At 64.5% G+C, this 19,732-nt stretch carries 17 protein-coding genes; 8 read left to right on the forward strand and 9 right to left on the reverse strand.

Annotation, left to right across the window (positions count from 1 at the left end):
• Positions 1–122 precede the first annotated feature (122 nt).
• From CF70_RS30420 to CF70_RS30430, 3 genes are all read right to left on the reverse strand, one after another.
• Positions 123–1,463, reverse strand: coding sequence for a cytochrome c peroxidase (locus CF70_RS30420; RefSeq protein ID WP_235185278.1), 1,341 nt, complete (start codon positions 1,461–1,463; stop codon positions 123–125).
• 25 nt (positions 1,464–1,488) lie between these two features.
• On the reverse strand, positions 1,489–1,932 hold the full coding sequence (locus CF70_RS30425; RefSeq protein WP_051649256.1) for a FixH family protein: 444 nt from the start codon (positions 1,930–1,932) through the stop codon (positions 1,489–1,491).
• Positions 1,933–2,053: 121 nt separating this feature from the next.
• Entirely contained in the window at positions 2,054–2,425 is a 372-nt protein-coding gene (locus tag CF70_RS30430) for a DUF3703 domain-containing protein (protein WP_035874505.1), read from the reverse strand.
• Between the two features lie 57 nt (positions 2,426–2,482).
• Between CF70_RS30430 and CF70_RS30435 the strand changes: the two genes are divergently transcribed.
• The 4 genes from CF70_RS30435 (at position 2,483) to CF70_RS30450 (ending at position 8,862) form a co-directional block, all read left to right on the forward strand.
• Positions 2,483–3,349, forward strand: a complete 867-nt coding sequence (locus CF70_RS30435; protein WP_051649257.1) for a helix-turn-helix transcriptional regulator — start codon at positions 2,483–2,485, stop codon at positions 3,347–3,349.
• A 273-nt stretch (positions 3,350–3,622) separates the two neighbouring features.
• Positions 3,623–6,481 carry a M16 family metallopeptidase gene (locus CF70_RS30440; RefSeq protein WP_035874508.1) on the forward strand — a complete coding sequence of 953 codons (2,859 nt, stop codon included), beginning with the start codon at positions 3,623–3,625 and terminating at the stop codon, positions 6,479–6,481.
• 159 nt (positions 6,482–6,640) lie between these two features.
• Positions 6,641–7,045 (forward strand): hypothetical protein, encoded by a 405-nt coding sequence (locus CF70_RS30445; RefSeq protein ID WP_035874511.1) that lies wholly within the window; start codon positions 6,641–6,643, stop codon positions 7,043–7,045.
• A gap of 506 nt (positions 7,046–7,551) precedes the next feature.
• Positions 7,552–8,862: an MFS family transporter gene (locus tag CF70_RS30450; RefSeq protein ID WP_035874514.1), complete on the forward strand. Its 1,311-nt coding sequence runs from the start codon at positions 7,552–7,554 to the stop codon at positions 8,860–8,862.
• 28 nt (positions 8,863–8,890) lie between these two features.
• Here CF70_RS30450 and CF70_RS30455 read toward each other — a convergent pair whose 3' ends face one another.
• The 4 genes from CF70_RS30455 to CF70_RS30470 all read right to left on the reverse strand — a co-directional run bounded on the left by CF70_RS30455 (position 8,891) and on the right by CF70_RS30470 (position 12,077).
• Positions 8,891–9,709 (reverse strand): hypothetical protein, encoded by an 819-nt coding sequence (locus tag CF70_RS30455; protein WP_081862429.1) that lies wholly within the window; start codon positions 9,707–9,709, stop codon positions 8,891–8,893.
• A gap of 184 nt (positions 9,710–9,893) precedes the next feature.
• Complete coding sequence (locus tag CF70_RS30460) at positions 9,894–11,051, reverse strand: acyl-CoA dehydrogenase family protein (RefSeq protein WP_035874518.1); 1,158 nt, start codon at positions 11,049–11,051, stop codon at positions 9,894–9,896.
• 161 nt (positions 11,052–11,212) lie between these two features.
• Positions 11,213–11,611 carry a lysozyme inhibitor LprI family protein gene (locus tag CF70_RS30465; RefSeq protein ID WP_035874521.1) on the reverse strand — a complete coding sequence of 133 codons (399 nt, stop codon included), beginning with the start codon at positions 11,609–11,611 and terminating at the stop codon, positions 11,213–11,215.
• A gap of 145 nt (positions 11,612–11,756) precedes the next feature.
• Positions 11,757–12,077, reverse strand: coding sequence for an H-NS histone family protein (locus tag CF70_RS30470; protein WP_035874525.1), 321 nt, complete (start codon positions 12,075–12,077; stop codon positions 11,757–11,759).
• A 942-nt stretch (positions 12,078–13,019) separates the two neighbouring features.
• Here CF70_RS30470 and CF70_RS30475 point away from each other — a divergent pair.
• Positions 13,020–14,657 (forward strand): phospholipase D family protein, encoded by a 1,638-nt coding sequence (locus CF70_RS30475; protein WP_081862430.1) that lies wholly within the window; start codon positions 13,020–13,022, stop codon positions 14,655–14,657.
• 63 nt (positions 14,658–14,720) lie between these two features.
• On the opposite strand, the gene CF70_RS30480 is transcribed toward CF70_RS30475, so the two are convergent.
• On the reverse strand, positions 14,721–15,911 hold the full coding sequence (locus CF70_RS30480; protein ID WP_035874527.1) for a M24 family metallopeptidase: 1,191 nt from the start codon (positions 15,909–15,911) through the stop codon (positions 14,721–14,723).
• A gap of 26 nt (positions 15,912–15,937) precedes the next feature.
• Positions 15,938–16,891: a Bug family tripartite tricarboxylate transporter substrate binding protein gene (locus CF70_RS30485; protein WP_063830513.1), complete on the reverse strand. Its 954-nt coding sequence runs from the start codon at positions 16,889–16,891 to the stop codon at positions 15,938–15,940.
• 170 nt (positions 16,892–17,061) lie between these two features.
• On the opposite strand from CF70_RS30485, the gene CF70_RS30490 reads away from it, so the two are divergent.
• From CF70_RS30490 to CF70_RS30500, 3 genes are all read left to right on the forward strand, one after another.
• Positions 17,062–17,994 (forward strand): LysR family transcriptional regulator, encoded by a 933-nt coding sequence (locus tag CF70_RS30490; protein WP_035874529.1) that lies wholly within the window; start codon positions 17,062–17,064, stop codon positions 17,992–17,994.
• A gap of 100 nt (positions 17,995–18,094) precedes the next feature.
• The gene (locus CF70_RS30495) at positions 18,095–19,045 is read left to right on the forward strand and encodes a LysR family transcriptional regulator (protein WP_035874532.1); all 951 of its coding nucleotides are present in this window, start codon (positions 18,095–18,097) and stop codon (positions 19,043–19,045) included.
• Positions 19,046–19,167: 122 nt separating this feature from the next.
• A complete protein-coding gene (locus CF70_RS30500; RefSeq protein WP_035874535.1) occupies positions 19,168–19,641 on the forward strand; it encodes an aminoacyl-tRNA deacylase in 474 nt (157 codons plus the stop codon).
• Positions 19,642–19,732: the final 91 nt, after the last annotated feature.

Genomic DNA, 19,732 nt, shown 5'->3' on the forward strand with positions numbered 1-19,732 from the left:
CGATTTGGCTCGGACTGAAAGAGGTTCATGTAGCTGCGAAGACCCTGCGCAGGTTATGAACTGCGGACGATGGGGATAGTTGTGTATAAGCGCATGGGGTAACCGGGCAACCCTCTCGGTTCTTATCGAGAAGAACGCTCCACGACGGGACCCGATAGGGTGCGCAGGAACGCGACAACATCTCGCATCTCCTCCTCCGTCAATCGGATGGGCTTGCGCTCGGCGTGCCTCGTGCCACCATGTGCCAGCTCGGAATGACCGACAGCCGCTGCCGGCGAACGCACGTAGTGCCTTACGACCTCGTCCAGGGTCGTGAGCTGGCCCGCGTGCATGTACGGAGCCCGTAGTGCCACGTTGCGCAAGCTCGGAGTCTTGAAGGCGCCTTCCATGCCCGGTTCGTCGGTGGCCATGAAGCGCAGCTCTTGGCAGACTTGCGGTGGCGCGTCGCTGTAGCGGCTCAGGCAATTGAACTCGTCCGCCAAAACCTTGGCTGTGGCGAGAGCGCGGCCACTGTCCGGGCGTGCTGGCTCTCTGGGCGGGACGCCCGTGTTGTGGAAGGCCTGGTCCGTCAGGAGCGGGCCGTTGTGGCACGTCGCGCATTGAGCCTTGCCGATGAACAGACGAAGGCCATTGACCTCTTGGGTCGATAACGTTTTCTGGCCCGCGCGGTCACCTATGAGAACCGCGTCAACGTACCGGTCGAAGCGGGACTCACCGTAGGTCACGGTCCGTTCGTAGGCCGCGATGGCTTTGCCGAGATTGGCGAAGACGCGGTTGACGGCATCGCGTTGCTCGTTCGTCAGCCGAGACCAGGCCCGCTTCTCGTCGGCGCTGCCCAGCGGGCTCGCGTCGGCCGGCAGGTCCTGCAGGTTCGGGAGGGCGCCAAACAGCAACTCATACTCCCGCTGGTAGTGCGTCCTCACGACCCGGGCGAACTGGACGCGGTTGCCGCCGTGCTCAGCGGCATCCTCTAAGGGACCCAACGCTTGAGACCACTGGCTGTCCTTGCGACCGTCCCAAAACAAGAACGGGCTGTGCGCCGTCGCCACGATTGGCATGGTCCGGCGTTTTCCCACTCCGATGCCCCTTCCGAGAGGCAGTCCGTCCTGGAACTGGCGATCGGGCGTATGGCAACTGGCACACGACACCGCCCCGTTGCGAGATAGGCGTGCATCCGCGAACAGCCGCTTGCCGAGCGCGACTGCTTCTGGCTTGTCCGCCACGGCGTTCGACGGGTCGGGCGGCGGTGCGGGAAGCTTGTTAAGGCGCGTCGAGGATAGGACGGCCCGTTCCTCCTGCGACCACGAGGCGGCGCCGTCCATGGCGTCGCCGGCACGTCCGAAGCCGGTAAGCAAGGCAAGCGGGGGCAGGACCACGGCCACAGCGGCGAGTGTGCCCGTCAGCCTTGCGCGCTTGCTCGCCTGCCGTGACGCAGGCAGCTTGGATTTATGGAGCTGGCTCATGAAACTGTCTCCTTGACCCAGACGCTTAGCGCTGAATCCCCGAATCGCCGACGATGACGTTGAACACGGCTCCGTCGGTCACATCCCCGGCCTGAATTGCCAGACGCATGTCCCACCAGCCGGTCATGCTGAACTTCATGCCTTCGAGTGCGTAGACACCAGGCGCTACCTCGCGCGTGATGCGAGGCTTGGTAGGGAAGCCGTGGCCGTGCTGCGGCATGCCCCCGTCGAAGCCAATCATGGCTCGCGACACAGGCTTTCCATCGGGTGTCTCCAGGTGCACCTGCCATGCGTGCATCTGGTTGATAGCAGGCCCCGAAGCCGGGGGATCCATGCGGACAACGAACTGGCCTTGGGAACTAGGATGCTGCAGCGAAAGGTCAAGGTTCGCCGGCGGTGTGCCGCAGGCGGCGGTGAGAAAGGAGAAGGCGACTGCCGCGAGCGCGGTCGGCGCGGAGAGTTTGAACATGGTTGGGTCCTTTTTTACAATGACGATGGGACGATGGAATGAGCAAAGTCCGGGTGCCCTAATGAGGCACCTGAAGAGGTTGTCGGGAATCCGGGGCGCCGTCGATGGCGCGTCGTGGCCGCTAGTGCACTGAGCGCGCGGCGTCGATGAGCTGCTGCAGGTCTGCCGGAACCGGCATGGGCTTGAAGCCGCTGACTTTGGCGCCGCCGGTATTACCGATGGGCACCCAACCCAGCCAGGTTTTCAATGCCGCGGCAACGATTCGCCAGGTCTGGCCGAGCGCTTCACCCGCAATGTTCTGGCGGAGCGCCCAGCGGAACATCGCACAGTGGGTGCGCACGTGTTCCACAGTGGATTCCTGCCCAAGGATGTGGGCGCGCTCGAGATGCGTGAACGCCAGGATTGGCTCGCCCCGAGCTTCGTGCGCCGCTGCGGCATCGAGCTCGGCCTGGACGTGGGGGCGAATTTGAAAGGTGAAGGTAGAGCGGTACATCGTGCGTGTCCGGGATGGGCTGCTAATATGCGAGCCATTGTCGGGGCCGCGCACGGAATGAACTTGAACGAAACGGCTGAGTTGAGGGGGCGCATCGTGACAGCACTGCAGGGCGATTCCGCGCAACCGTCCATCGCGCACGGTCGATTCTCGGCCATCACATCCACGGGTCGCAGCTACTTATGGCAAGGCGGCATTCTCTGGATAGGCGAAGGTCAGGGCAGAACGCAATGGCACGAGCACCATGCCCATCAACTCGTCATCGCGTTGCGAGGTAGCTTCCGCTTTCGCACCACGGCTGATGGTGCCTGGACCGACTACGAGGCCGCCATCGTCCCCAGTGAATGCACGCACCAGTTCGAAGTTGTTGGCGCCGCCACCATGGCCCATCTCTTCGTGGAACCCGAAACCAGCGCCGGGCGCGCACTCACCGCACGCTTTGGTTCGAATGCCGTCGCTGAACTCCCGGCCGCAGGTGCCCGCGCGGCTGCCAGGTTGCTGTCCGAAGCGTTGCAGTCGAGCCAGTTGGCCAAGGACATGGTCGAGGCAGCAAGGTTGGCCATTGCAGAGTTGTGTGGGACCGAGACGAGGCCGGACAAGGACATGGACCCGCGCCTTGGCCGGGCCCTGGACTATATCCGGTCGAACATTCGAAATCCCCTCTCACTAAATGACGTGGCCTCAGCGGTCGCCCTGTCCGAGAGTCGTTTTCGGCATCTGTTCGTCGCCGGGACCGGGAGCTCGTTCAGAGCGTATCTCTTATGGCTGCGCATCAATCTTGCCGTCGAGGCGGTCATGTCGGGCGCATCCTGGACCGAAGCCGCGCATGAGGCAGGATTTGCGGACTCGGCTCACCTTACTCGCACGCACAAGCGCATGTTCGGCATCGAACCGACGGCACTGCGCCCTCAGGCGCCCGGTTAAGGTGTGCTGGAATGCCGATGCTTCGAAAGGTGCGCGGAACGCTTGGCCGGGGCTGAGTCCCATTGGATGATGCCAGTGCGCTGCCGCGGCTTGAAGGATGCGGAATTTTCCCAAATTCACTGCGAACCGGCTGAAAAGCGCTGCGCCATGCCGCTACGGGCCCGGCAAGAGCTAGAATCAGCCATCGGGCCGACCTAACCGCTGCCTTGCCGCGCCCCGCAGAATCGCACAGATCTCCGCGACAAGGGAGCCAATCCACACCTCGAATTCCGCATGCGTCTTACGTTCAAGTGCCTTTCCTGCCTGCTGGCCCTGACTTTCAGCGTAGCCGTACCCGCCGCAGCCCCGGCAGTCCAGGCGACTGCGGCAGTTGCCAGGCTGGCTTCCGCCGCGCCGGTCGAAGTGGCCAGCGTGGAGGGCATTACCGAGTACCGGCTCCCCAACGGCCTGCGCATACTGCTGGCGCCCGACGCGGCACAGCCGGTCACCACCGTGAACATGACTTACCTGGTCGGCAGCCGCCATGAGAACTATGGCGAGACCGGCATGGCGCACTTGCTCGAGCACCTGCTGTTCAAGGGCACGCCGGCGCTGCCGGGCAACACCATTGCGCAGGAACTCACGCGCCGCGGCATGCAGTTCAACGGCACGACTGCCTTCGACCGCACCAACTACTACGAGAGCTTCACCGCGAGCGATGAAAACCTCGACTGGGCGCTGAAGATGGAAGCGGACCGCATGGTCAACAGCTTCGTCGCCCGCGAGGCCCTCGACAGCGAGATGACGGTGGTGCGCAATGAGATGGAGCGCGCCGAGAACAACCCCGGCGGCGTGCTGATGCAGCAGATGCGCTCGGCCGCCTATCGCTGGCACAACTACGGCAAGGCGCCGATCGGCGCGCGCAGCGACGTGGAGCATGTCGCCATCGGCAACCTGCAGGCGTTCTATCGCCGCTATTACCAGCCCGACAACGCGGTGCTGGTGGTGGCCGGCAAGTTCGACGTAGCCGCCACGCTGGCGCGCATCGGCACGCACTTCGGCGCGATCCCGCGCCCTGCGCGCACGCTGCCGGCGCAGTACACCGTGGAGCCGCCGCAGGAGGGCGCGCGCGAGATCACGCTGCGCCGCATCGGCGACTCGCAGGTGGTGGCCGTGCAGTACCACATCGCCCCCGGCGCCCATCCGGATGCGGTGGCCATGCAGTTGCTGGCTGACATCCTCTCGGATGGCTCCGGCGGCCGCCTGTACAAAGCGCTGGTGGAAAGCGGCAAGGCCAGCTGGCAGTTCGGCTCGGTGTCGTCGATGAAGGATCCCGGCTCGGTCCTGTTCGGCGCCGGGCTGAGCAAGTCGAAGGATCTCGAGGTGGCGCGGCAGACGCTGGTGGCGCAGGTCGAGGGCTTCGCCGAGCGGCCGGTCACCGAGGTGGAGCTGGAGCGCGCCCGCACCCGCATGCTCAACGGCTACGAGCGCCTGCTGGAAAACCCCTCCGGCTATGCCGTGGCCTTGTCCGAGGCGATCGCCAAGGGCGACTGGCGCCTGCTGCTGATCGCGCGCCAGCAGGCCGAACGCGTGACGCTGGCCGACCTGCAGCGGGTGGCGCAGAACTACCTGCGCGCCAGCAACCGCACGCTGGGACGCTTCGTGCCGCTCGACATGCCCGGGGACAAGCCTGCCGAGACGTCTGCGTCGGCCAGCGTGCCCGCCGCTCCGGATATCGCCGCGCTGGTAGCGGCCTACCAGGCTAAGCCAGCCAAGGCCGCCGTGCCGGCCTTCGACCCGAGCCCGGACAATATCGAGGCCCATACCTTGCGCGGCAAGCTGGCCAACGGCATGCAGTTCGCCTTGCTGCCCAAGCCCAGCCGCGGGCAGACCGTCAATGGCATGCTGATCCTGCGCATGGGCGACGTGAACAGCCTGCAGGGCCTAGACGCGGCCGGCAGCCTGACCGCCGCCATGCTGATGCGCGGCACCCTTCGCCTGGAACGGCAGCAGATCGCCGACCGGCTGAATGCGCTCAGGGCAGTGGTGTCGATCCAGGGCGACGCGGAATCGGTCAACGTTCGTTTCGAGGCGCGGCGGGAAACACTTGCGGAGACGCTGGCGCTGCTGCGCGAGATCTTGCGCGAGCCCAGCCTGCCAGCCGCCGAGTTCGAGACGCTGCGTGCCAACGCCATTGCCGGCGTCGAAAGCGGGCTGAGCCAGCCCGAGACGGTTGCATCGAATGCGCTCGGCCGCCACAGCAATCCCTACGAGCTGGGGGACCCGCGTTATGTCCCCACGACACAAGAGAATATTGCGGCACTCAGGCAGCTGCGGCTGGCCGACTTGCGCTACTTTCACACGCGCTTCTATGGCGCCAGCCACGGACAGGCGGTGCTGGTCGGGGACTTCGACCGCGAGGCGGCTCAGGCGCAGCTGGCTGCCCTGTTCGGCGACTGGCAGGCGCAGGCGCCCTATGCGCGTGTCGACCGCCCCTTCGTACCGCTCGCGCCCGCCCGCCTGACCCGGGAAACACCTGGCAAGGCCAATGCCATCTACCTGGCCGCCCTGCCGATCGAGCTGACCAGCAATTCCCCGGATTATCCGGCCCTGGTCATTGCCAATCGCGTGTTCGGCGGCAACGCGCTCAAGGGCCGGCTTGCGGATCGGCTACGCCAACGCGACGGCATCAGTTACAGTGTCGGCAGTTTCGTGCAAGTGGGCGCGCTCGACACCAACGGCAGGTTTGGCATGCAAGCGCTTTATGCGCCGCAGAACCTGGATAGGCTCAAGCGCGGCGTCGAAGAGGAAATGTCCCGCCTTACGGATACCGGGATTACACCGGAGGAGTTGACGCAAGCCAGAAGCGGCCTGCTGCAGCTGGGCACGCTCTCCCGCGCCAGCGATTCGGCACTGGCCGGCGCGCTGGCCAACCAGCTGTTCCTGGGGCGCACGATGCGCTTTGTCACGGAATATGAGCAAGCTATCGCCACGGCGACCGTCGAACAGGTCAACACGGTAATCCGCAGGTACCTGGACCCGGCGCGGGTGGTGCATGTCTATGCGGGCGACTTTTCTGTCACGGCAGCGCAAAATGCCGGAGCGACCATGAAGGCGGATAGTGCGGCCACCGAGGCCACGCCCGCCCCCTAAAAGGGCCAGACTGGAGGAAAATAGCGGTACCGCGGGGCGGCGGAAGACGCCGCCGGCGCGGTAGCCCAAGAGTAGTCCAAAGGGCCGGGGGGCAACCCCTTGCCGCAATGACGCGTTGACTGTATATTCGTACAGTATAAGACGATATAAGAGGTGTGGATGTCAATAGTGCGAGCTAGCAGCAAAGCAGAAGCGCTTCGGCTTCTCGCATCGAAAGATGTGCTGGCGCTTGAGCTGGACTATGAAACCGGATGGCAGGACGCCGTCGAACTCGGCCGGCTCGGAGAAAAGCGCGGCATCAAAGTGCAATACCGCGGACAGGAAAGCATTGCTGTCCATTCGCGCGAAGCCCTGATCGAGGGCCTGGCCAAAACCAAGACCACCTTCCGGCAGCGCAACCTGTATTGCCAGTTCGATCTCGGCACGCTGGCCGATCATGAACTGCTTGATCTCGAAGCCAAGGCGACCCGGCTGGGCGACTACATCCTGGCGGGCCATCTGCTAAGGGATGTGGACGGAGTCTGGCCGCAAGAAGCACAAGAAACGCAAGAACCCACGCAATAAGGCGGCAAGTGGTAGCAAGTGGTGCTATCCACGTCGAACTCAGCCGTCCAGGCCAGGCGCCTCGCAACTAACGCGGCTTAGCGGCGCTTGCCCGGCCGTGCGATGCGGCCGGTATCGTTTATGCGCAGCGATGCTCCCCGCGCACCGGACGCCTCCCGGTCCAATCCAGGCGATACGCCGTTCTTCACAGGCGTCGCACCCCCCTCCCCGGTTCCCTCCACGCTTGGCCCCAGGCCGGTTGCCGATCTGCCGTCACGGACTGGGTTGCTGCGCACGCGGGCCAGCGAAAGCTTCAGCCGCCTCCACGCCGTGCAATTGGTATATCTGCCCCGCGTGCGGCGGTTCTGTGACTTCCTGATGCTCAGCCAGGTGCTGTGCACCACGCAGTTCCCGGTCTGACGGCGGCCCGGCAGTTCGGCGCAAGCGCACTACACTGGAATCCTGCGTGCCGATCTCGCACCACGGCTCTCCACGTGGGGCGGCATGCCGAAAGGAAGAGACAAATCATGACTGACCTGTCCGCCCCCCTTCTCGATGCACCGCCGAGCGCCGAGGAAAAGCGCAAGCGCATTTACGCCATCGTCGCCGCCTCATCCGGCAATCTCGTCGAGTGGTTCGACTTCTATGTCTACGCGTTCTGCGCCATTTATTTCGCGGGATCCTTCTTCCCCAAATCCGACCCGACCGCGCAGTTGCTGAATACGGCGGGCGTGTTTGCCGCGGGTTTCCTGATGCGGCCGATCGGCGGGTGGCTTTTTGGCCGTATCGCAGACAGGCATGGCCGCAAGAACTCGCTGCTGATCTCGGTGACGATGATGTGCTGCGGCTCGCTGATGATCGCCAGCCTGCCCACCTACAACAGCATCGGAGCCTGGGCGCCCGCGCTCCTGCTGATGGCGCGGCTGTTGCAGGGGCTCTCGGTGGGCGGCGAGTACGGGACCACCGCCACTTATATGAGCGAGGTGGCGCTCAAGGGCCAGCGCGGGTTTTTCTCGTCGTTCCAGTACGTAACGCTGATCGGCGGCCAGTTGCTGGCGGTGCTCGTGGTGGTGGTGCTGCAGCAGTTTCTCGACGAGCAGGAACTCAAGGCCTGGGGCTGGCGCATTCCGTTCGTGATCGGCGCCGTCACGGCAGTGGTGGCGCTCTTCCTGCGCCGCACCCTGCATGAAACCACCTCTGCCGCCACCCGCGCGAGCAAGGAGGCCGGCACCCTGACCGAGCTGTTCCGCAATCACAAGGCGGCCTTCTTCACGGTGCTCGGCTATACCGCGGGCGGCTCGCTGATCTTCTACACGTTCACCACGTATATGCAGAAGTACCTGGTGAACAGCGCCGGCATGTCGATCAAGACCGCCAGCTACGTGATGACCGGCTGCCTGTTTTTCTACATGTGCATGCAGCCGTTATTCGGCGCGCTCTCCGACCGCATCGGGCGGCGCAACAATATGCTGCTGTTCGGCGCGCTGGGCGCGCTGGCTACGGTACCGATCCTCACGGCGCTGGGCGGCGTCCACAGTCCCTTCGTCGCCTTCGTGCTGATTTCCCTGGCGCTGGCCATCGTCAGCCTGTACACGTCCATCAGCGGCATCGTCAAGGCCGAGATGTTCCCGACGGAGATCCGGGCGCTGGGCGTGGGCCTGGCCTATGCCGTGGCGAACGCGGTCTTCGGCGGCTCCGCCGAATACGTCGCGCTGGATCTGAAATCCCTGGGCCACGAATCGAGCTTCTACTGGTACGTGACGGTGATGATGGTGATCGTGTTCATGGTCAGCTTCCGCCTGCCGCGGCAGGCCAAGTACCTGCATCACGAACACTGACGCCGGCGCCCGGCCGGGGTGGCCTGGGTTAGCGGGGAAAGGCTGCGCACTGGTGCGCGCCGGTCCGCGCAGCAAGATGCCTGGGGCCCACGGCCAGTTCGATGCTGGTGCCGTCGTCGAGCCGCAACGTCTGTGGCGCCGCGCGCAAGCCCTTCGCGCCGTCGAGGCCCTCGCCCCACAGCCCGAATGCCGTCTCGCTGGCCCAGGTGCCGAGCGTGACGCCGTCGCGCCGCAAGCTCAGCCAGGCCCTGCGGGAGGTATAGGACAACCAGCGCCGCGCCACATGATGCACCGGCAGGCAGAGACGTTCGGCCAGCCCGGCCAGCACATCCAGGTCCACCGCGCCGGGCAATGCCAGGCGGAAGGCATTGAGCGGCATCAGCAACCGGCTCGCGAAGGCGTAGGCCAGGCCGCCAGCGGAGTCATCTTCCGGCATGGCCATCACGTCGGCGTTCGCGCACTCCACGTAGTCCATCTCGCTGCCGCCAAGAAGCTGGCGGCCCAGCAGGTAAGCGATCATGAAACGCACATCCGACGCTGCCAGGCGATCGCTGTGGAGGATGGTCCACGCGCCGGTGCCGGTGCGGTAGAGCGCGCCGTCGAAGCTTTGCAGGCGAGCCGGCTGGACCGAGGTCACCGGATCGGCACGGCCCAGCGCGCCGGCCGCGTCCAGCGCCAGGCGGATACAGTCCAGCGGCGCGCCTGGCCCACGCGCGGCGCCGGCCATCAGGGCTTCGATAATCGGGTAGCACGATGCGCCATCGGTCCACGTGCCGTTGCCGGACGAGTGTGGCCGGCGCAGGTGGTCAGTGCTGCGAACGGGAAAATTGTAAGCGGCAATTGCCATCGGGGCGGCCTCCGTTGAATACAACAGGACATCGCGTGCGCGCTTCGGCTGGCCCGCGGGCGCAGCGCCATCGCAGCACGAACGCTGCCTGGGCCCAGCGCGGACACCGGCCGGCGCACCGGGCGGGCGTCCGCACGCTAACGGCAAGGCTGGCCTTGCGCCCGCCTCGCTTCGCGTCTTCCGGTCAGTCGCGCAGCAGCTGCTTGGCGATGATCAGTTGCTGGATCTGCGTGGTGCCCTCGTAGAGGCGCAGCAGGCGCACATCGCGATAGAAGCGCTCGGCCTTGTACTCGGCGATATAGCCCGCGCCGCCATGGATCTGCACGGCGCGGTCGGCCACGCGGCCCACCATTTCGGTACAGAACATCTTGGTGCAGGAGGCCAGCATGCTGACTTCCGGATCGCTCTTTCCGGGCGTCTTGGCGTCGTAGCGCTGGGCGCAGTCGCGCACCATCGACAAGCCGGCATACAGCTCTGCCTGGCTATCGGCCAGCATGGCCTGGATCAGCTGGAAATCGCCGATCGGCTGGCCGAACTGCTTGCGCTCCTTGGCATAGGCCACGGCATCCGTAATCAGGCGGTGCGCCATGCCGCAGGCCAGCGCGGAGATGTGCAGGCGGCCCCGGTCGAGCACCTTCATGGCGGTCTTGAAGCCCACGCCAGGCACGCCGCCGATGATGTTGGCGGCAGGCACACGCACGTTTTCCAGCACCACGTCGCAGGTCTTGGTGCCGCGCTGGCCCATCTTCTTGTCCGGCTTGCCAAGCGAGATGCCCGGCGTATTCGCCGGCACGATGAACGAGGAAATGCCCGATGCCCCGGCGCCGCCGGTGCGTGCCATCAGCGTAAAGGCGCCGGCACGCGGGGCGTTGGTGATGAAGCGCTTGGTGCCGTTGATGATGTAGTGATCGCCGTCGAGCTCCGCCCTGGTCTGCAGGGAAGCCGCGTCGGAACCCGCGTTCGGCTCCGTCAGCGCGAACGAGATGACCAGCTCGCCGCTGGCGATCTTCGGCAGATATTCCTGCTTCTGCGCCTCGGTGCCGTCCATCAGGATGCCCTGCGAGCCGATGCCCACATTGGTGCCGAATACCGATCGGAAAGCGAAAGCCGTGTGACCGAGGTCATACACCACGTCGCATTCCTGTGCCATCGACAAACCGATGCCGCCGTAGTTCTCCGGAATGGAGATCCCGAACAGGCCCATCTCCTTCATGTCGGCAACGATATCGGCTGGTACGTCGTCGGTTTCCTCGAGCGTGTCTTCCGCCGGCTTCAGGCGTTCGTCGATGAAACGCTGCACCGACGCGCGCAGCAGCGAAAAGGATTCTGCATCCAGGCTCATGGGGGTCTCCGGTCAAAGCAAACAACGATGTGGCCCACATGGTACGCCGTCACCTGGCTTTGACAATCCCCCCGGTCTTGAACAGAATGGATAACAAATTTTGACAACAGTGGAATATGGCCAAAACGGCGCATTCCTCGCCGCATGGCCGATCGGACTGGTCAGCGCGCTCCCGCTTCGACGGCGAGGTCGGCCAGTTCCTTGGCCCGGTCCGCCGTCATCTGCATCACACAGGCAGACGCATTGACGCCAGCAAGCGTGCCGCCGTCGGGATCGGCCTGGAAATCGCAGTTGGCATCCCTGAACTTCAGCCATGCACGCTGCGCGTCAAGCAGCCTGGGCTTCCTGGCGGGCGAAATCGCCTGCTGCAGACGCTTATAGATGGCATTCAGGGTCTTGTCCTGCCGGGCGGTCTCCGCCGCAATGCACTCGTGCATGCCGGCAGTAGTGACATCCGGGCGCTCCATGCAGGCCCCGTACTGTTTCGACAACAGTTTTTCATCAGCATGCGCGGCAAAGGACGCGGCAAGCAGCAACGCTGAAAGCAGCGCTTTTTTCATATCGGATCTTGGAGGAGTTGTTTCCTGGACGCCAATGGCCGCGCATAAGGCGCGGCCATTGGCCTGCCACCATGCCCGGCAAGCGGGCAAACGTGGGCAAGCGAGCGCCGGCTGGAGCCAGCGCTTTCAGTCAGCTATTGCGTGATCAGGCTTCTGCGATCAGGAAGCGGGCACGGTTCTTACCCAGCCAGGCCGGTGCGCGGCCACGGCCGGTCCAGGTGGCGCCAGTCTTGGGATCGCGATACTTGGGAGGCAGGCTGGACTTGGGCTTGGCCGCGGCGCCGTTCGCGCTGGCTGCCGGGCGGCCCCGGCGGCGCTTCGGGGCGATATCGTCAGCCGTCAGTTCGTATTCCGCCATCAGCCCCTGGATCTGGGCAATAACGCCCGCCACTTCACTGGCACGCATCTCCGCCAGCTTGGCTTCGAGCGCTTCCTTTTCTGCGATCAGTTGCTTGTAAGTCGCCATTTTGATTCTCCTGGAGCGGTGTTAATTCAATGATAGGGGAAATTTTGCTGGCACAGCCTACCACGTTTGATTAAAGAAAATCCAATCGCGTAAGAAGATGATACAACCGCCCCGAATTGTAGCGAATTGAAAAGCCCGGCGGGGCACCCACATTGCACCCGGGATTGGCAGCCGAAATGCCCAGTCGAAGCAGACGAATACCTGTGCGCATTGCAGGATTCAAGTAATAGCCTGCGCGGCAAAGGCGGCTCGACAATTTTTTCCCGCACGCCGCTAACGGCATTGACGTGCGCCACGGCGCCGCAATCACCCGCCGGCACTAAGATGCAATAAGACAACTCTGTCCGAAAGGTCTTTGAAAGGACACTCTTGCAAGTCGTTGGCAAACGCGATGCCCGACTAATCCGAACGATGTGCGGACAATGTGCAGGCCATGCCAATGTGATAAGGAAGGCTGAACCGGCGAGCACGGGTTTCTGAAAATTGCCAGGCAAAGGCATATGGTTCGGCCACGATGCTAAGCAGTATCCACTTTCCCCTCCAATTCGCGCCGTGCCCCGCCGTCAATCCCACCCCCGGAACCGCGTGGAAAGCTGGCGTCGATGATCGTCAAAACAAGAAATGCAGGGCAATCCGCGCGCCAGAAACACTAGCAAATCGGCGCCGCCGAAGCCTCGCTTATGCATCTGTGACGGCTTTTTTTACCCGGCATTTGCCCAATTTCGGGTTGATTGCGATTTAGCCTGGAACGCCTGCGGCGTTTGACAGGCAGCGTTCCGGCTTATGGAGTCTGGTGCCCGCGCTTTTCCAAAAAGCAGCCCGCATGCCACGAGACCTGGCTGGCCCGGAATCTTTCAGTTCCATGCCAACCGGACTGGTGGTACCTTGCAAAACGCGCCGCCCCCTTTGGGGCATTGGCACAGCCAATTTGGGGGAAACACCATGTCGCATTGCCTGGAGGAAATCCATGAGGCGCAGGTAGTGGCCGCCGGGAAAGCGCAAGGACGCTGGCTCCGCCGCTTCGGCCCGTTTGCCGGCAGCGCAATGGCAGCCGCCCTGCTGACGGCCTGCGCCAGCCTGCCCGAGCCGGCCAGCCGGACGCCATCGCAAGCCCTTGCCGACACCGCCGGCACGCGCCTGGGCCGGGCGCTCGCCCCCGGCCAGGCGCAGCACCCTGGCCAATCGGTCTTCTACCCGCTTTCGTCCGGGCCGGATGCGCTGGTGGCACGCCTGGCGCTGGCGCGCGGCGCCGAGCGCAGCCTTGACCTGCAGTACTACATCTTCGACGGCGACCTCACCGGCAAGACCTTGCTGGCCGCGGTGGTTGCCGCGGCCGACCGCGGCGTGCGGGTGCGCCTGCTGCTCGACGACCTGCACCTGAGCGGGCAGGACCGCGAGCTGGCGGCAATCGACGCCCATCCGAATATCGAGGTGCGGCTGTTCAATCCCTTCGCCAACCGCAGCGCGCGCTGGCTGGAGTTCGCCACCGATTTCCGGCGTCTGGACCGGCGCATGCACAACAAATCAATGACCGCCGATAACCAGCTGACGGTGGTGGGCGGGCGCAATATCGGCGACCCCTATTTCTCCGCCAGTACGGCAACGGACTTCAGCGACTTCGATGTGCTCGCCGGCGGCCCGGTGGTGCCGCAGGTATCGGCCGTGTTCGATGACTATTGGAATGGCGCGGCAAGCTATCCCGTGGCCAGCCTGATGCCGGCCCCTGCCGATGCGCAAGCCGAGGTGCAGGCCCTGCGCACATACCTGGACGAGCATGCGGCCGAGGCCAGGGGCAGCGATTATGCGCGGGAATTGCTCGATTCCGGCATGGCGCAGGCGCTGGAAGGCGGCAAGGTGCCCGCTTACTGGGGGCAGGGCTCGGTGATTGCGGACCAGGCTGTCAAGGTCACGCTTCCGCCCGAAGACAACAGCAGCCACGCCATCCCCAAGCTGGTGCACCTTCTGGACAGCGCACAGCGGGAGCTGGCGCTGGTTTCGCCGTATTTCGTGCCGAACGCAACAGCGGTGGATTGGCTTGCCGGCATGGCGCGCCGCGGGGTGCGCGTTGGTATCCTGACCAACTCCTTCGCGGCCACCGACGTGAGCGCCGTGCACGCCGGCTATGCGCCCACGCGCAAAGCGCTGCTGGCGGCAGGCATCCAGCTTTACGAGCTCAAGCCGTCGGCCTATGCGGAGATGGCGCACGAAGGGCACCGCAGCCTGATCAGCAAGAGCCGTGCAAGCCTGCACGCCAAAAGCTATATGGTCGACCGCCATTTGCTGTTCGTCGGCTCGCTCAACCTGGACCCGCGCTCAGCCCGGCTGAACACCGAGATGGGCGTGGTGGTCGACAACGCGGCGCTGTGCACGCAGCTTGGCGCGGCGCTGGACGAAAGGCTGCTTGATGTGGCCTACAAGGTAATGCTGGAACCAGACCCCGCCGGCGGGGAGCCGAAGCTGGTCTGGGTAACGCGCGACAACGGGCTGCTGCGGACCTACGACAGTGAACCCGACATGAGTGTCTTCCAGCATTTCGGCCAGGGCCTGCTGCGGCTGCTGCCGCTGCAGGAAGAGTTGTAGCCAGCGTTGCCCTTGGTCCTTGGCTTGCCGGTGACGGCCTGAATCACCGCCCATGGCATTGCTTTAAAGCACGGTCGCGTATTCGAGCGTCTTGGGCGTGGAAGTCAGCGTGCGCGGCGTCTGCCCGACCACGACCGTGTCGTCCAGCCTGAATCCGCCAATGCCATAGGCATAGATGCCCGGCTCAGCCGAATACACTTCGTCATCGAGCAGAGGGCGGTGGCAGAAAGCCATATCCTCCGGATACTCGTGATGGATGATGCCGATCGCATGGCCGGTGCGATGGCGAATATAGTCGCCAAAGCCCGCCTGCTCGATCTGTGCCTGTGCGGCGGCATCGATGGCGCTCACCGGGTTGCCGGTGCGGGCCGCGGCAATGGCGGCTTCGTTGGCGTTCCGGGCCGCAGTCCATAGCCTGACCTGCTCGTCGCCCGGCCGGCCGCAGAACCATGTCCGCTCGTTTTCGATGGCCAGGCCGTTGAGGCGCGGTATCACGATATTGACCAGCACGTCGCCCTCCTTGATGCGCGCGCCGCAGGAGGCCCCGTCGCCATGGGGCGAAGCCGATGCCGGACCGCTCAGGGTCCAGCAGCGGATCACCTCGAAATGCTCGCCGGGAAAGCGCTCGGCCGCCTCCTGCACGAACAGCGAGGCCATGGCGAAATCCAGTTCCTGCACCAGCCTGCCGGGGCGGATATTTTCCCGGTAGCGATCCTGGACCCAGTCGGAAATCGATCCGATGGCCGCCATCACCGCGAGCTCCTCCGCATGCTTCTGCCAGCGCAGGCTGCGGCATTCCGCCGTGGCGGGCCGCAGCGTCAGCTCGGGCAGCAGCCGGGCGGCGGCGGCCAGCACGGCACTGCCGCCTTCGACAGCAATGCGCGAGCGCGCCAGGCCAGCGCCTTTAAGCCGCTCGGCGAGCAATTCGGGCACCTGCCCGAGCAATGGCAGGCGGTGACTCAGCCTGGGATGCTCGGCGTAGTAACTGATATCGGTAATCCAGACTTTCCCCTGCTCCTGGGAGAACCGCATATGGTTGGTCGACAACTCGTTCATCACCAGGAATGGCGTGCCATTGCGTGGCACCACGGCAAAGACCGGCCGTTCCCAGGGCAGCACATCGGTGTGGAAATTGGTCGCGAACTGAAAGAAGTCGCTGCTGGTGAAGATAATCGCATCGGCATGGATATCGTCCATCAGGGCGAGCATCTTGCGATAGCGGCTATCCCAGACGGCTTTGGTAAGTATTGGCATTGCAGTGTTTCCTTTAGCTGTCTTGTCTAGTCGTTGCTCAGGCCAAGCTGCCGGATCAGGGGGCCCCAGATCTTGCTATCCCGCTGCATCCATTCCTTTACCGCTTCCGGCCTGGATGGCAGCGGCTCCAGCTGCAGCGCATCGAGCCTGGCTTTCACCGAAGCATCGGCAAAGAACTTCCGGGTTTCCACATTGAGCCGGTCAATGATTGCCCTTGGCGTGCCAGCCGGCACCACCAGCGCGTACCAGCCCGGCAAAGGAAAATCCTTGACGCCGAGTTCGGCCAGCGTGGGCACATTGGGTACGCTCGATGCGCGCCGCGTACCGATAACTGCCAGCGGTTGCACCTTGCCGCCATTCGCCTGCACCGCGGCGGTATTCAGCACATCCGCCATCAGTTGCGTCTGGTTGCCCATTACGCTCGTCAGTCCGGCCGCCGCGCCGTTGTATGGCACGTGGGTCAGTTGCAGGCCCAGGCGCTGCTCCAGCATTTCAACGACGAGGTGTGTCGAGTTGCCTTTCCCCGCCGAGGCAAAATTCAATTCCGCCGGCTTCGCCTTTGCCGCTCTCGCCAGATCTTCCAGCGACTTGATCCCTGTGGATGGGCTGGCCACCAGCAGGAATGGCGTATTGACCAGCAGGCTGACGCCGTCGAAATCCTTTTGCGGGTCATAGGGCAACGCCTTGTACATGTACGGGTTGAAAGCGAGATAGGAAATGCCCGCCACCATTACCGTATAGCCATCCGGCGCCTGCTTGGCGACGAAGCTGGCCGCCACCACGCCGTTCGCGCCGGCCCGGTTTTCCACCACCACCGGCGCCCCGAGATGGCGCGACATGTAATCGGCCCACAGCCGCCCGACCACATCGGTGCCGCCGCCCGGCGCCTGCGGCACCACCAGGCGCACCGGCTTGGCCGGGTACGCCGCATCGGCGCGCGCGGATGCCGCGCCAAACTGCAATCCAGCTATGGCGCCCATCGCGAGCGCGCCTGCCACCGCCCTGCTTTTCCATGTCCTCACGCTGCACTCCCGGTTGTCGTCCCAGCCCGCGCCGGGCATGTCATCGAAGTGAAATCCACGACCGATTATGCATAGCCGATCCATGAATTAATAATGAAATAACTTGAGACTTCCATTAGCATTCGTGCATGACATGGAACCTTGACGACATCCTCTGGGCACGCCGAATGAAGCTGCGCCACCTGGAGGTTTTCCTCACGCTGGTGGAATCCGGCGGCATCACCGCGGCCGCCGAGGCGATGCACATGACGCAGCCCGCGGTCTCTCACTGGCTGAAGGACCTCGAAGATGTGGTGGGCACCGCGCTATTTATCCGCGGACGACAGTTGCAACTGACGCCGGCCGGGGAAGTGCTGCGGCGTCACGCGCTGCGCATGCTGGGCGATGTGCGCCGCGTGAACGATGAACTCGGCACGATCCGCACCGGCCTGGTGGGGCGCCTGCATGTGGGCTCCATCCTCTCCGCCGCGCCGGTGATCCTGCCCAAGGGCATTGCGCGGCTGCAGCGCCAGATGCCGGGCATCTTCATCCATGTGGTCGAGGCCACGCTGGAGACTTTGCTGGAGCGGCTGGGGCGCCGCGAACTGGACCTGATACTGGGCCCGCTCGACATCCGCGCCCATAAATCCGGCTTCGCCAGCGAGTTGCTGATGGAAGACACCGTGAAGGTGGTGGCAAGCCCGGGCCATGCAATGGCGCGCAAGCGCAAGCCGACCTGGGCGCAGGCGGCGGCCTACGACTGGATCATGCCGCCGGCCGGCACCCTGATGCGCACACGGCTGGAAGATGCGTTCATGCACGCTGCCACCCCGGTGCCGATGCCGCGCATCGAGACCGCTTCCATCATCACCATCCAGATGCTGCTGCGCGAGTCGCCGTACCTGACCGTGCTATCCGGGTCGGTCGCCGATCACTATGCCGCGATGGGCCTGCTGGAATGCGTGCGGATGGCGCCGGAAGTCGCCTTCAGCGCGCTCGGGATGCTGTGGAACAGGAATGCGGAGAGCCCTGGGCTGAGCCAGCTCGTCCAGTCGTTCAAGGAGGTCGCGCAGTCGCTATAGCGCCAGAGGCTGCGCCCGGCGCCGCCCGCCGCAAAAGCTACACTGTCTGCCGTGCCGGCGCCTGCCGGCACGTTTTCACCCGAAGGAACCAACCCGCCACATGGACCTGAACGCCCTGCGCCTTTTCGTGGACATCGTCGACGCCGGCAACCTCTCGGCTGCCGCGCGCAAGCTCAAGATGACCCGCGCCAACGTGAGCTACCACCTGAAGGCCCTTGAAGAAGAACTGGGCGTGCAATTGCTGCGCCGTACCACCCGCCATGTCGAACCCACGCCGGTGGGCGCGGGGCTGTACGAGCACGGCCGCAACATCCTGGGCGAAGTGGCGGCGGCCAACGCGCTGATCAACAGCATGGGCAAGAGCCTGCAAGGCCACGTGCGCCTGTCGGTGCCCACTGGGCTGGGGCATTCGATGCTGTCGCCGCTGCTGGTGAAGTTCAAGCACCGCTATCCCGACATCATCCTCGACGTGGTGTTCGACAACCGCATCCACAACCTGGTGTCCGAGGATGTGGAAGTGGCGCTGCGCATCATCTCCACGCCACCGGATTCCGTGGTGGCGACCGAGATCGGCGTGGTCGAATGGGTGGTGTGCGGATCGCCCGGCTACCTGGCCACGCAGCCGCCGCCGCGCGAGCTGGCTGATCTCAAGGACCACGCCATCGTCTGCGCCTCGCCCATCGGCCAGAAGCTCAAGGCCTTCGGCACGCGTGGCAACGGCGGCGGCGCCGCGCGCGAGCAAGTGTCGCTGGAGCCCACGCTGAGTTCCGAGAACTTCGCCTTCCTGAAGGATGGCGTGATGGGCGATCTCGGCCTGGGCATCTTCCCGCTCTACGCCGTCGGCGCCGAACTCGACACGGGCGCCTTGCTGCCGGTGCTGGCGGACTACCACATCAGCGTGTTCGGCAGCCGCCTCTATATGCTGACCATGCCGAACCGCTACCAGACCATGGCCACGCGTTACCTGCTTAACTTCCTCAAGACCGAGTTGCAGGCATTGTGGCCCCAGCCGCGCCAGGCACCCCCCGCGCAAGCGGACGACGAGGCATGAAGGCGGCGCGAGGCTACCCGGCCAAGGCGGATAGCAGCGCAGCCTGCGGGGGCACGGTCTATAGTAGGAAACGCAGGGGCCCGCCCCCGTGGCCACCGCACGTACAGCGAAGGAGACGCATCATGGCCTTGGCTACCACCCTGGCAAATTGCCTCAACAGCAGAAACAGCCGTTTCGACACCATCCGCCATCCCTACACCCTCAGCAGCATGGCCACTGCAGAGGCTGCGCATGTTCCCGGAGATCGCCTGGCCAAGACCCTGTTGCTGGAGGATGACATCGGCTACGTAGCCGCGGTGATCCCGTCCAGCCACCACCTCAACCTAGCCGCCATCTGCGCGCAAACCGGGCGCACGCTGGTACTGGCGCACGAAGACGAAATCCGCGAAGTCTTCAAGGATTGCGATCTCGGCGCCATACCGCCGGTCGCCATGGCCTACGGCATGCACACCTACCTCGACGACAGCCTGCTGGCCCAGCCGGAAGTATTCTTCGAGGCAGGCGACCACCAGCAACTCGTCCACATGAGCAGCGACCAGTTCGCAGACCTGATGGCAGGAGCAGAACAAGGGCATTTCTCGCGCCGCATGATGTAGCAAACGGAAGTGTGCGGAAAGGGTGTGGCCCGCGATCGGGCCACACCCCAACGCGATGCAAAGCGAGCCCCCCAAGCGATGCGAAGCGAGC

The organism is Cupriavidus sp. SK-3 (assembly GCF_000611145.1).
GTDB lineage: Bacteria > Pseudomonadota > Gammaproteobacteria > Burkholderiales > Burkholderiaceae > Cupriavidus.